Origin of the sequence: Streptomyces sp. NPDC002896 (assembly GCF_040295225.1) — a bacterium.
Taxonomy (GTDB): Bacteria; Actinomycetota; Actinomycetes; order Streptomycetales; family Streptomycetaceae; genus Streptomyces.
In genome coordinates this window covers 93,078-105,645 of the sequence record NZ_JBEOVA010000014.1, presented here as the reverse complement: position 1 = coordinate 105,645, position 12,568 = coordinate 93,078, and the positions used below count along the sequence as shown (strand labels likewise).

The 12,568-nt window shown below is 71.8% G+C and carries 8 protein-coding genes; 5 read left to right on the top strand and 3 right to left on the bottom strand.

The features are described 5' to 3' along the window. Positions 1 to 22: 22 nt before the first annotated feature. The gene (locus tag ABT009_RS26080; protein WP_351299576.1) at positions 23 to 529 is read right to left on the bottom strand and encodes a YwqJ-related putative deaminase; all 507 of its coding nucleotides are present in this window, start codon (positions 527 to 529) and stop codon (positions 23 to 25) included. A 280-nt stretch (positions 530 to 809) separates the two neighbouring features. Here ABT009_RS26080 and ABT009_RS26075 point away from each other — a divergent pair, with 280 nt between their 5' ends. From ABT009_RS26075 to ABT009_RS26065, 3 genes are all read left to right on the top strand, one after another. Next, on the top strand, positions 810 to 1,796 hold the full coding sequence (locus ABT009_RS26075; protein WP_351299573.1) for an HNH endonuclease: 987 nt from the start codon (positions 810 to 812) through the stop codon (positions 1,794 to 1,796). A gap of 8 nt (positions 1,797 to 1,804) precedes the next feature. Next, positions 1,805 to 4,807: an SUKH-4 family immunity protein gene (locus ABT009_RS26070; RefSeq protein WP_351299570.1), complete on the top strand. Its 3,003-nt coding sequence runs from the start codon at positions 1,805 to 1,807 to the stop codon at positions 4,805 to 4,807. A 334-nt stretch (positions 4,808 to 5,141) separates the two neighbouring features. Further along, the gene (locus ABT009_RS26065; RefSeq protein WP_351299567.1) at positions 5,142 to 6,041 is read left to right on the top strand and encodes a cellulose-binding protein; all 900 of its coding nucleotides are present in this window, start codon (positions 5,142 to 5,144) and stop codon (positions 6,039 to 6,041) included. 200 nt (positions 6,042 to 6,241) lie between these two features. On the opposite strand, the gene ABT009_RS26060 is transcribed toward ABT009_RS26065, so the two are convergent. Both ABT009_RS26060 and ABT009_RS26055 read right to left on the bottom strand, forming a co-directional pair. Then, positions 6,242 to 7,870 carry a sodium/solute symporter gene (locus ABT009_RS26060; RefSeq protein WP_351299856.1) on the bottom strand — a complete coding sequence of 543 codons (1,629 nt, stop codon included), beginning with the start codon at positions 7,868 to 7,870 and terminating at the stop codon, positions 6,242 to 6,244. 35 nt (positions 7,871 to 7,905) lie between these two features. After that, entirely contained in the window at positions 7,906 to 8,397 is a 492-nt protein-coding gene (locus ABT009_RS26055; RefSeq protein WP_351299565.1) for a DUF485 domain-containing protein, read from the bottom strand. Between the two features lie 595 nt (positions 8,398 to 8,992). Between ABT009_RS26055 and ABT009_RS26050 the strand changes: the two genes are divergently transcribed. After that, positions 8,993 to 9,781, top strand: a complete 789-nt coding sequence (locus ABT009_RS26050) for an ABC transporter ATP-binding protein (protein ID WP_351299563.1) — start codon at positions 8,993 to 8,995, stop codon at positions 9,779 to 9,781. Then, positions 9,778 to 12,357, top strand: coding sequence for an ABC transporter permease (locus ABT009_RS26045; protein WP_351299561.1), 2,580 nt, complete (start codon positions 9,778 to 9,780; stop codon positions 12,355 to 12,357). Before ABT009_RS26050 ends, ABT009_RS26045 begins: the two co-directional genes overlap by 4 nt. Positions 12,358 to 12,568 lie beyond the last annotated feature (211 nt).

Below are 12,568 nucleotides of genomic sequence, written 5' to 3'. Positions count from 1 at the left end.
CCGGTCGTGCCCGGGGTCGGTGTCAGTCGTCGGGCTGGGTGGGGTCGACGATGCGTACGCCGAAGTGGGCGGCGAGCGCGGTGCAGGAGCGGCAGGGCCGGGCGAAGCTGCCGTGGAGGGGGTCGCCGTCCTCGCGGATGCGCCGGGTGGTGAGTTTGGCGTTCTTGAGGGCTTTGCGGGCTTCGCCGTTGGTCATGGGTCTGCGCCGGGCGCGTTTGGAGCGCTCGCCGTCCGCGGCGCCCAGGTGCCGGGAGATGAGGATGGCTTCGGCGCAGCGTCCGGTGAAGCGTTCCCGCTGACCGCTCGTCAGGGCGTCGAGGAAGTCCTGTACGAGCGGGTGGAGTGCGGGTGGCTGTTCACCGCGGGCGGGGGTGCCGGTGAGGGTGGTGCCGCGGACGGAGAGCGCGGCGGCGACGGTGGGGAGGATGCCGTCGCGGCGGTGGTTTAGGGCGGGGGCGTGCGGCGCCTCGGCGCTGCTCCAGCCGATCCGGGGGTCGCCGGATGCGGTGTCTGTCTGTGCTGTGTGCATGTGGTGCTCCCCTCTTGCCCGCGGTGGCTGCCGCCAGTACGGATCGCCGCCGAGTGCGGGGACAGCCTGCCAAATGCGGTGCGCGGTACGGAAGCTGGGGGCTGTGCGACACGCTGGTGGTTCGGCATGGAGGTGCCTCCCAGGCCCTCAAGGCACTGGGGGAGGTCACGGACAGGTGACCGCTGGTCACGGAACCGGAGGCCCGGTGACCGGTGTCGTTCTACCGCATAGGCTGTCGACATCCGCGATCCAACTTTCAGTGCCGCAGGGGGCAACGGTCATGACGACAGGTCGGCTCGGGCAGCAAGCCGCGTCGCCGAACGCGGCTTACGCCGGGCAGGTCGTGCACTTCCCGGACCCGGTACGGGCCGCTCGCCATCCTAAGGGTGTGCGGGTGGACGAGGAGGGCTTTCCGGACTTCTCGCACTATGCGCGTGCGGCGGCCGAAATCGCCGATCCTCCGGAGGGGTTCGGGGTCGACGAACTGCGGTTGACGGACTACGTCTCGGCGAACGCGGCGATGGCGGCGCAGGGCCATGAGCTGTGGGACACGATTCCGCCGGTGGCGACTCCGCACGGCTGGACGTGGCATCACGTGCCGCGCGCGCGGCGTCTCGAGCTGGTGCCGGTCGAGGTGAAGGCGCTTCTGCGGCACCACGGCGGTCTCGCGACGGCGCCCGTCGACCAGAACAAGCGCGGCACGCGCCCGTTGCAGGAGACGCGCCCTGTGCACTTCGGCCTGCCGAAGTCGTCGGTGGCGGTGACCGAGCAGCAGATCCTGGGTGTCGAGGAGGACTTGGGCTACCGCCTGCCGGGTGCGTACCGGTCGTTCCTGAAGGCGGCCGGTGGCTGCGCCCCGGTGGGTGCCGCGCTGGACGCCGAGCTGGGCCTGCTGGTCGATCAGCCGTTCTTCACGGTGCGGGACGAGGCCGCGGTCAACGACCTTGTGTACGTGAACAAGTGCCTGCGTGACCATCTGACCAAGGATTATCTGGGAGTCGGGTTCGTGCAGGGCGGTCTGCTGGCCGTGAAGGTGAAGGGCGACCGGATCGGTTCGGTGTGGTTCTGCGCGTACGACGATGCCCGGGACCGGGACGGCTGGCCGGCGGCCGAGCGGGTGGAGCGGCTGCTGCTGCCCTGCGGTGACGACTTCGATGCGTTTCTGGCGCGGCTCGCGGGCAATCCGCCGGAGCTGGAGACCGTGGCCAACCTGATGGTGGACGGCGGCTTCGCGCGTGCCGTCCCGGTGTCCTCGGCGGGGAAGTGAGCTTGTCGATGGTGACCTTTGCGCAGGCGCAGGAGCGCGCGGAAGAGTGGATCAACGGTGACCTGCCCGCGTACCAGCATCGCGAGGTGCGGGTACGGGAGTTCGAGCTGGGCTTCGTGGTGTGGGCGGAGGACCGCGCGGACGGTCCGCGTTCGGACGGTGGCCGGCAGCGGCTGGTCATCGCACGGGACAGCGGCGAGGCGACGCTGTGGCCGGCGCTGCCGGTGGGCGAGGTCATCCGCCGGTACGAGGAGGAGTACGGCACGTCGGAGGAGTCCGCGGCGCCGGCGCCTCCGGTGCCCGAGCGGGTCGACCTCAATCAGACGTCGTTCCTGCTGACTCCGCCGGAGTGGCTGCAGGAGGCGGCGGACAGGCTGGGGATTCCGGATCGGCGCGGGGCCGGGGGGTCCGGGGGGTCCGGATCTTCCTCGGACATGCGCGGTTCTGGCAGTTCTGGCGGTTCGGGCGACGTGCCCAACGGGGCTTCGGCGGGCGGGGGTTCGGTGCCGCAGGTGCCTTCGGCGTCCCCTGCGCACGCCGCGCCTGCGGGGCACGACGCGTCGGCCGCCGCTGCCGGTTCGGCGGCTTCCGGGGCCGGTTCGGCGACGCCGGGCGGTGGCGCGCCGTGGGCGCCCGCGGGGGCGTCCGGCGGTGGCCGCGGGCCGGCTGCTGGCGAAGGGCTGCCCCCGACGGCGCCGGGTACTCCGGCCGGGGCGACGCCGTGGGCGGGTACCGACACCAACGCGGACGCGGGCGACGACGGTTCCGTGCCGCCTCCCGCGACGGTGTTCGCGCCGCCCCTGGTCGGCGCGGACGACGAGGGGACCCCGCCGCCCGGTGTGGCGCCGGACGCGAAGACGGCGCTGATGTCGGGCGGCAGTCAGCTGCCGCCCACCGCGGTGGCACCTGCCCTGGGCGGTTCGGGTGCGCCCGCGTACGGCTATCCGCAGGGTCCGGGCGCCCCGACCGGCACGCCTGCGCCGGGTGTGCCGGGCGTCCCTGGGCCGGGTGTGCCGGGTGCCCCGGCGTCGTACGGCTATCCGGGGCCCGATGCGGCCGGGCCGCCCGCACCTTCGGGTGCGCCCGGGGCCGGTGGGCCCCAGCCTCCGGCTGCTCCGGGCGCGCCGGCTGCTCCCGGCGGCCCAGGGGCTCCTGGCGCCCCGGGCGCTCCGCTTCCTCCCGGTGCCGGTGACATCGCCGATGCCGCGACCAGCAAGGCCCAGGGCCCGCCGCGGGGTGCGCGGGGCGGTCGGCCGTCGGCGCCGCCGCCTCCGGGCGCTCCGGGTACCCCGGGCGCACGTCCGGGCGGTACGCCTCCGACCAGCGGTCCCGGCGCCCCCGGCACCCCGGCGGGCGGCTACGTGCCGACGCAACTCGTGTCGCAGCTGCGTCCCGACGGGCCTGAGGCACCGGGCGGGCCCCACGCTCCTGGTGCGCCGCAGCCTCCGGGCGCTCCTGGTGCGCCCGGTGCTCCGGGTACGCCTCCGGGCGGCGTCCATCACGCGGCCACGATGCTGGCCGACCCCAGCCTGGGTGGTACGGGCGGCCCCGGCACGCCACCTCCGCCGAGTGCACCTGGCGCACCGGGAGCTTCGGGTGCCCCTGGTGCGCCGCAGCCTCCGGGCGCTCCCGGCACGCCGGGTACGCCGCCGGGTGGTGTCCACCACGCCAATACCGTGCTGGCCGATTCGAGCCTGGGCGGTCCCGGTACGCCGCTGCCGCCGCAGGCGCCGGGAGCTCCGGGTGCCCCCGGTACGCCGGGCACGCCTCCGGGCGGTGTCCATCACGCGGCGACCGTGCTCTCCGGACCGGCGGGCGGGCCCGGCACGCCACCGCCGCCGGGTCCCCCCGGCGCCCCGGGCGCTCCCGGAGCCCCGGGTGTTCCGGGCATGCCGCCCCCTGGTGTGCCAGGGTCTGTACCGGGCCAGCCGATCCCGGGTCAGCCCATGCCGGGCCGGCTCGGACAGCCCGTACCGGGACAGCCGATGCCCGGCCAGCAGCCCCCCGCGTACGGCTATCCGCAGCAGCCGCACGGTCAGCCGACCGTCGGCCCCGGCTACCAGGCCGTGCTGCGCTACCGCGCGCAGGACGGCTCCGAGCAGCAGCTCATCCGCCGCTCGGCGCCCGGTACACCGCACCCGGAGTGGCAGATCTTCCACGAGCTGCGCTCCATGAATGTCCCGCCGGACCAGGTCCTCGAGCTGCACACCGAGTTGGAGTCGTGCGAGCTGCCCGGCGCGTACTGCGCGCGCATGATCCGCGAGAACTGGCCGCAGGCACGGATCACGTCGATCGCGCCCTACGGCAAGGACCATGCATCGCGCCGGCAGGGTATGCAGCAACTGCTCGCGCACCAGGGTGAGTTGCACCAGGTCGCGGACGGGCCGGCGCGTCCGGCGCCGGTGCGGGCTCCGCTGCCGCAGGTGCAGCCCGCGCCGCCGATCCCGCCGGAGGGTGTCGGGCAGGAGCTGGCGGCCGCGTTCGGTCCTGGCGTCTTCCGGTTCGACCAGCGGGCGGTGTCCCGCCAGGGTGTGCCCGACATCGTGGCGCACACCCTGGTGGTGGCCGGACTGCCCGTCGACATGGGCCCGTTCTTCTGGGCGCAGGCCCAGCCGGGCCGGCCGGTGCCCACGCTCGCCGAGCTGGCGCAGGAGCGCGGGGTGCAGCCCGCGCCGGACGCCGGTTCGTATCTGGTGATGGGCAGCGACTTCGGCCGCGCCATCTGCGTCCAGTACGGCACGGCGAACATCGTCGCGGTGCCGGTGGAGGCGGGCCCGGGCGGTGCTCCCGTACCGCCGCAGTTCGTGAACAGCGGGCTGCCGGAGTTCGTGCGCTGCCTCGCCCTGCTGGGGCGGATGTGGCGGCTGCGGTTCGGGCTCAACCAGGAGCAGGCGGGCCGCTGGACCGTCGACTTCCAGGCGCAGCTGGCCGCCACCGACCCGGCGGCGCTCGCGTCGCCGGAGAGCTGGTGGTCGGTCCTGCTCGAGCAGATGTGGGACGGGCTGCTGTAGCTCGGCTGCGCGTACGGGCGGGCACGGTCCGCCGTACGAAGACCATATGAACGAGGCGCTCGACCCGTGAGACGGGTCGGGCGCCTCGTTCGTTTCGTCGCGGGTGCCGGCGGTCGGTTCGGCGACACCCGCGCGCGATTGCGGTTTCTACTGCTTTGTGCCTCATCCTTGACCGGATGGCCGGGCGGAGTGTCGCGTTATGAGTGTTTCCTCTTGATCCATCAAGATGTGCGCCACGTCGAGTTGTTTGACGGGTTGTACGGAGTGGTGTACGTCATGCCGGGTTCGGGACTGCCGGACCGCCGGATCCGGTGAGCCGAGAGGGGATTCGAGGATGAGCAGCGCATCGGTGTCGCCCCACGGCTTCGTCGTCGTGCGGGGCCGCGCCTACCGGCCCGGGCAGGTGGACGCGTACGTCACCCGCCTGGCGAAGGAGCGCGACGAGGCGTGGGAGCGCGCCGCGCGGCTGACCGTGCTGGCCAAGGGCATGGAGACCGAGGCGGAGCGGCTGCGGGAAGTCGTCACCGGGCTTGCTCCCCAGACGTACGAGACGCTCGGTGAGCGTGCGCAGCGGATTCTCGCGCTGGGCAAGGAGGAGGCGGCCGCCGTGCTCGCCGCGGCGCGTGAGGATGCCGCGCGGGTCACCGCGGCCGCCGAGGAGGCGGTGCGTGAGATGGGCGAGGCCGCGCGCGTCTACGCGGACACCGTGCGCGCAGAGGCCGACGAGCGTGCCCGGCACCGGCTGCTCGCCGACCGGACGACCGCCGACGAGATCCGGATCGCGGCCCGGCGCGATGTGAAGGAGCGGCGGGGCGAGGCGCTGGCCGTACTGCGCGAGATGCGGGAGCGGACCGCGGAGATGCTCGCCGACCTGGAGAAGGAGCACGCCGAGCGCTGGGACGCCGCCGAGCTCGAGATCGCCGGGCGGGAGGCGGCGGCGGACAAGCAGAACGACGAACTGACGGCCGCGGCAGAGGGGCGTCTGTCCGAGGCGGAGCGGGGGTTCGCTGAGGCGGAGGAGTCGGCCTGGCGCATCCAGGAGGAGGCGCAGACCCGTGCGGGGGAGCTGCTTGCGGATGCGCGTGCGCATGAGGATGCGATCGGGCGGGAGACGGAGCGGGTGCTTCGGCTGCACGGGGAGCAGTGGGACGAGGTGCGCGCCCATATGGATCATGTGCGGAACAGTCTTGCGGCCCTGACCGGGCGGGCGGCACGGGCGGAGGGGACGTCCTAGCAGGGTTCTTTCCCCCACCCCGCCCCTTCCCGCTGCATCTGATATGCGGCTCCGCCGCGTGGCAAGGGCCAGCCCCTGGACCCCGCTGGGGGCTTCGCCCCCAGGCCCCCGTCGCCCTGACGGGCTCGTCCTCAAACGCCCCCAGCTAACGCTGGGAGGTGCCCCCAGACGGGCTGAATTTTCGCCGGACAGGCTGGAGTTCACCCTCGCCGTACGACCCCCGCCAGAATCCACCCCTCCACCGCCTCGTACTGCCTCCGCTGTTCGTCGGACGCCCGGCGGGCCGACAGTACGGTGCCGAGCCAGCCGAGGGCGAAGCCCAGGGGGATGGAGACGAGGCCCGTCGTCGTGAAGGGGAACCAGTTGAAGTCGTGTTCGGGGAAGGCCGACGTGGGGGAGCCGGAGACCAGGTTGGTGCCGGTCATCAGGACGAGGACGCCGAGCGTGCCGCCGGTCAGGGTGCACACCAGGCCTGTGCGGGTGAAGCGTCGCCAGAAGAGGACGTAGACCAGGGCGGGCGCCAGTGCGGAGGCGCCGATGCAGAACGACAGCGTGACCAGGGGCTGCAGGTTGCGGTGCTGCACGAGCGTGGCGAGGCCGATCGCCACCAGGCCGACCACCAGAGCGGAGCCGCGGGCCAGCGTCATCTCCGTGCGTTTGGAGATCTGCCTTCTGCGGTGCGCGAAGACGTCGTGGGCGAGGGAGTTGGCGCAGGCCAGGATCATGCCCGCGACCGAGGCGAGCAGTGTGAGGAAGATCGCCGTCGTCACCGTCGTGAACAGCATCGTCTCCGCCCACGAGGCGTCGGCGCCGAACGCCGCCTGTGAGCCCAGCAGATACGCGGTGTTGCCCTGCGGGTCGGCTGCCGTGGTCCCGGCCCGCCCGACCAGGGCCGCCGCGCCGAACCCGACGACCGAGATGATCAGCATGAACAGCGCAACGGTCGACACCGCCCAGGACATCGAGCGGCGCACCTCGCGTGCGCTGCGGGCTGTGTACATGCGCATGGTGACGTGCGGCAGGCACGCACCGCCGAGCACCACCGTCAGCTCAGACGTGATCATGTCAAGGCGAGGGTGTGCACCGTCGGCGAATTGCAGTCCGGAGTGCAGGAAGGCGGGACCGGCGGCGCTGCCCTGCGCGGCCGCGGACAACAGCGCCCCCGGGTCCCAGTCGAAGCGGTGCAGGACGGCCACGGACACGACCGCACCCGAGCCGAGCAGCATCACCATCTTCAGGATCTGGATCAGGGCGGTGCCCTTCATCCCGCCGATCGCCGCATAGCTGATCATGAGTGCGCCGAGTGCGACGACGCACCCCGTCTTCAGTCCGTCGCCGCTGAATCCGAGGATGAACGCGAGCAGATCGCCCGCGCCCGCGAGTTGTACGAGCATCATCGGCAGCAGCGCCGCGATCGTCGCGGCGCACGCGGCGATGCGCGCCGAACGTCCCGGCATCCGGCGGGCGAAAGCGTCGCCCATGGTGAACCGGCCCGCGTTGCGCAGCGGTTCGGCCAGCAGGAACATCAGCAGCATCAGCGACAGTGTGGTACTCAGGGCGAGGACGACCCCGTCGTACCCGGTGAGCGCGATGATGCCGCCCGTGCCGAGGACGGTGGCGGCCGAGATGTAGTCGCCGCCGATGGCGAGGCCGTTGCGCATCGGCGACAGCGACCCGTACCCGGTGTAGAACTCGTCGAGGTCGTCGCGGTCGGGGCCGGTCATCACGCACAGCAGGAGCGTGACGGTGGCCAGCGCGGTGAAGGCCACCAGGGACATGGCCTGCGCGGAGTCGCTGAAACCGGTCACGGCTCCGGCAGCCTTCCACATGACGCCCACGGCGCCGCCGGCGTCCGGCGCGGCGCTCATCGGGCGGCCTCCCGCATCGCGTCCAGCCGGGCCTGCCTGCGCAGCCGGTCCGCCAGCGGATCGACACGACGGCGCGCAGTGTGCTCGTACAGCGCCAGCGCGAGCCAGGTCACCGGCAGTTGGCACAGTCCCAGCAGGAGCCCGGTGGAGAGCCCTCCGGAGACGGTGTCCGTCATCAGCGAGGGCGCGAAGGCGGACAGGACGAGGAAGAGGACGAAGTAGCCGAGTGCCGTGAGTGTCGCCACGCGGCGCTGCCGGCGGTACGCGCTGCGCAGGATCCGCAGGTCGCTGTGGTTCCCGAGCGCGGGGTGGCGGGGCAGCCGGCGCGCCGGAGGCCTCTCGGCTGGATGCGGCCGCTGCGGCTGCCAGGGGTAGGTCGGGTACGAGGGCGGTGACGGCGGTGAGGGGTGCTGCGAGGGCTGTCCGTCGAGCGGTGAGGGGTGCTGCGGGGGCCGTGCGTGGAACGAGTGGTGCGGCACATCTGACATCCCGGTTCTCCTTGCGCGGCTGAGGGTCCCGTCGGGGACCGCAGGGAGCGGGTGAGGGCGGGGCGAGACGTTACTCGCAGGTATCCGAGTGCGCGACGGTTTCGACAAACTGAGTAGTCGGTATGCGCTTGCTACCGCTACTGCCGCCGGAGGACTCTTACTTGACCCTCTCGTCATGACTCCCGTCTTGACCCTCTCGTCGCGTCAGGGTGCAGCCTCGGAGCAGCGGGGGTGGAGGGGACCCTGAGTCCCCCTCCACCGGCGGGTGGAGAACCCCTAGGGGTGTCTCCGTACTTGGGGCGGGGGAGGGTTCGTACCGCCGGAGGACGAGAAGGCGAGTGGCCGGTCCTTAATCTGGCTTTACGCGGTCGGGGCACGGCGATCGGCCGCCGGGTCGTACACACCGCCCTTTCGGGGGTGGGGTTTTCCCCCGTACAAGACTGCGCTGGGCACCAGCGCGCCGGACCGCCCGACGAGACCAGACTGAAGCGCGTACGGCACGGCGGTCCGGCCGCCTGCCGGACCCCGACTCATCGCTGAACGACATCCATGGCCCATCACTGCGCTATCTGCTGACCGACATAGGAGACTTACCGTGACAACGGCTGTAACCATTCCCAAGCACGGGGGCACGGGCGGGAGTACGGCCGTGGCCGCGCGGGCGCGGCAGGTCGTCAAGGCCTACGGCTCGGGCGAGACCCGCGTCGTCGCGCTCGACCAGGTCGACGTGGACATCGCCCGCGGCCGGTTCACCGCGATCATGGGCCCGTCCGGGTCCGGCAAGTCGACGCTGATGCACTGCCTGGCGGGCCTGGACACCGTGACGTCCGGGCAGATCTACCTGGACGACACCGAGATCACCGGCCTCAAGGACAAGAAGCTCACCCAGCTGCGCCGGGACCGGATCGGCTTCATCTTCCAGGCGTTCAACCTGCTGCCGACGCTCAACGCCATCGAGAACATCACGCTGCCGATGGACATCGCCGGCCGCAAGCCGGACAGGCAGTGGCTGGACCGGGTCGTGGAGACCGTCGGCCTCGCCGGACGGCTGAAGCACCGGCCGACGCAGCTCTCCGGCGGCCAGCAGCAGCGTGTCGCGGTGGCCCGCGCCCTCGCATCGCGACCCGAGATCATCTTCGGCGACGAGCCGACCGGAAACCTCGACTCCCGGGCCGGCGCCGAGATCCTCGGCTTCCTGCGGCGTTCCGTCGACGAACTCGGCCAGACCATCGTGATGGTCACGCACGACCCGGTGGCCGCCTCCTACGCGGACCGCGTGCTGTATCTCGCGGACGGCCGCATCGTCGACGAGATGCTCCGCCCGACCGCCGACGCCGTCCTGGACCGCATGAAGGACTTCGACGCCCGGGGACGTACGTCATGACCGTCATGAAGACCTCGATGCGCAACTTCTTCGCGCACAAGGGACGCATGGCGCTGTCCGCCGTCGCCGTTGTGCTGTCGGTGGCGTTCGTGTGCGGCACGCTCGTGTTCACGGACACCATGAACACGACGTTCGACAAGCTCTTCGCGACCACCGCGTCCGACGTCACGGTCAGCGCGAAGGGCGCGTCGGACAGCGGTGAGACCCAGGCCGGCAACGGCAAGCCGCCGGTCATGCCCGCCTCCGTGCTCGGTGAAGTACGCGGGGTCGACGGGGTCAAGTCCGCCGAGGGGACCGTCTTCTCGACCTCGGTGACCGTCGTCGACGCCGACAAGGACAGCCTCTCGCCCACGAGCGGTGCCCCGACCATCGTCGGCAACTGGAACGCCAACGACGCCCGCACCATGAAGATCACCTCCGGTGCGGCGCCGCGCGGCAGCGGCCAGATCATGGTGGACGCCGACACCGCCGACAAGCACCACCTGGGGCTCGGAGACGAGATCGGCGTCATCACCGCGGTCGGCACCCACAAGGCGAAGGTCTCCGGCATCGCGGAGTTCACCGTCACCAACCCCGGTGCCGCGATCTTCTACCTCGACACGAAGACCGCCCAGCAGACCCTCGTCGGCGAGAGGGGCGTTTACACCAACATCAACGTCACCGCCGCCTCCGGAGTAAGCGATGCGCAGCTGAAGAAGGACGTCGCCGCCGGACTCGACAGCGCCTACAAGGTGCAGACGGCCAAGGAGGTCGCGGACGCCAACGCCGAGGACGTCCAGGGCTTCCTGGGCGTCATGAAGTACGCGATGCTCGGCTTCGCCGGGATCGCCTTCCTCGTCGGCATCTTCCTCATCATCAACACCTTCTCGATGCTGGTCGCCCAGCGGACCCGCGAGATCGGCCTGATGCGCGCCATCGGATCGAGCCGCGGGCAGGTCAACCGCTCGGTGCTGGCCGAGGCGCTGCTGCTCGGCTTCTCCGGGTCGGTCCTCGGCGTCGGCGCGGGCGTGGGCCTCGCCATCGGCCTGATGAAGCTCATGGGCATGATGGGCATGCACCTGTCCACCGACGACCTGACCGTCGCCTGGACCACGCCGGTGGTCGGCCTGGTGCTCGGCGTCGTGGTCACCGTGCTCGCCGCGTATCTGCCCGCCCGGCGCGCGGGCAAGGTCTCGCCCATGGCCGCGCTGCGCGACGCCGGAGCCCCGGCCGACGCGAGGGCCGGACGGGTACGGGTCCTGCTGGGCCTGTTCCTCACCGGCGCCGGCGGCTACGGCCTGTACCTGGCGGCCGCCGCCGACAAGGCCAGCGAGGGCTCGCTGTGGCTCGGCGGCGGTGTGGTCCTGACCCTGATCGGTTTCGTCGTCATCGGCCCGCTGCTCGCGGGCGGAGTGGTCCGGGTCATCAGCGCCGTACTGCTGCGGCTCTTCGGCCCGGTCGGGCGGATGGCCGAGCGCAACGCGCTGCGCAACCCGCGCCGCACGGGCGCCACGGGCGCGGCCCTGATGATCGGCCTCGCGCTGGTCGCCTGCCTGTCGGTGGTCGGCTCCTCGATGGTGGCCTCCGCGACGGACCAGCTCGACAAGACCGTCGGTACGGACTTCATCGTGCAGTCCGACCGTGGGCAGCCGATCACCCCGCAGGCGGTCGAGGCGGCGAAGTCCGCGAAGGACGTGGAGCGGGTGACCGAGTACAAGGTGCTCGACGCCACACTGACCACGCCGGACGGCAGGACGTCCAAGGGCGAGACGATCAACGCCGCGGACCCGTCGTACGCGCAGGACCTGCGGACCGAGACGGTGGCCGGTGATCTCTCGGACGCCTACCGACCCGACTCGATGTCCGTCTTCGAGGGCTTCGCGAAGAAGCACCGCATCGAGGTCGGCTCGAAGGTCGAGGTCGACTTCAAGGACGGGTCGACGGCCGAGCTGACCGTCCGTGCGATCACCAGCGACGACGTCGTCATCGACAAGGGCGCGATGTACGCGTCGATCGCGACGGCCGCCCGGTACGTGCCCGCCGACAAGATGCCCCTCGACGTCCTGCTCTTCGCCTCGGCGAAGGACGGCCAGGAAGCAGCCGCGTACAAGTCGCTGAAGGCGGCCCTGCACGACTATCCGCAGTACACGGTCCGCGACCAGACCGACTACAAGCAGGCGCTGAAGGACCAGATCGGCCAGCTGCTCAACATGATCTACGGCCTGCTGGCCCTGGCGGTCATCGTCGCGATCCTGGGCGTGGTGAACACCCTGGCCCTGTCGGTGGTGGAGCGCACCCGCGAGATCGGCCTGATGCGGGCGATCGGTCTCTCCCGCCGCCAGCTGCGCCGCATGATCCGCCTCGAGTCGGTCGTCATCGCCCTCTTCGGCGCCCTGCTGGGCCTCGGCCTGGGCATGGGCTGGGGCGCCACGGCCCAGAAGCTGCTGGCCCTCGAGGGCCTGACCGTCCTCGAGATCCCCTGGCCGACGATCACCGCGGTCTTCGTGGCTTCGGCCTTCGTGGGCCTGTTCGCGGCACTGGTCCCGGCGTTCCGGGCAGGCCGGATGAACGTGCTGAACGCGATCGCGACGGAGTAGCCACCGCGGGCGGGGGAACGGGGAAGGGTCGGGCCCGGTGGAGTGATCCACCGGGCCCGGCCCCCTTTGCCTGAAAGCTGGGGTACGCGTCCGATGTGGAGGACGACGCTGGTGATGGTGCCCTCGTCGATCTCGTAGAGCAGGCAGTACAAGCCGACATGCGTGCGGCGGACCTCAGGCGAGCGGTAGGCGACGGTTCCGGCCGGGCGGG

Coding starts and splice junctions, on each gene's coding strand:
- ABT009_RS26060 (WP_351299856.1), bottom strand. CDS start 7,870: ATGTGGAAGGCTGCCGGAGCCGTGACCGGTTTCAGCGACTCCGCGCAG.
- ABT009_RS26070 (WP_351299570.1), top strand. CDS start 1,805: ATGGTGACCTTTGCGCAGGCGCAGGAGCGCGCGGAAGAGTGGATCAAC.
- ABT009_RS26045 (WP_351299561.1), top strand. CDS start 9,778: ATGACCGTCATGAAGACCTCGATGCGCAACTTCTTCGCGCACAAGGGA.
- ABT009_RS26055 (WP_351299565.1), bottom strand. CDS start 8,397: ATGTCAGATGTGCCGCACCACTCGTTCCACGCACGGCCCCCGCAGCAC.
- ABT009_RS26075 (WP_351299573.1), top strand. CDS start 810: ATGACGACAGGTCGGCTCGGGCAGCAAGCCGCGTCGCCGAACGCGGCT.
- ABT009_RS26065 (WP_351299567.1), top strand. CDS start 5,142: ATGAGCAGCGCATCGGTGTCGCCCCACGGCTTCGTCGTCGTGCGGGGC.
- ABT009_RS26080 (WP_351299576.1), bottom strand. CDS start 529: ATGCACACAGCACAGACAGACACCGCATCCGGCGACCCCCGGATCGGC.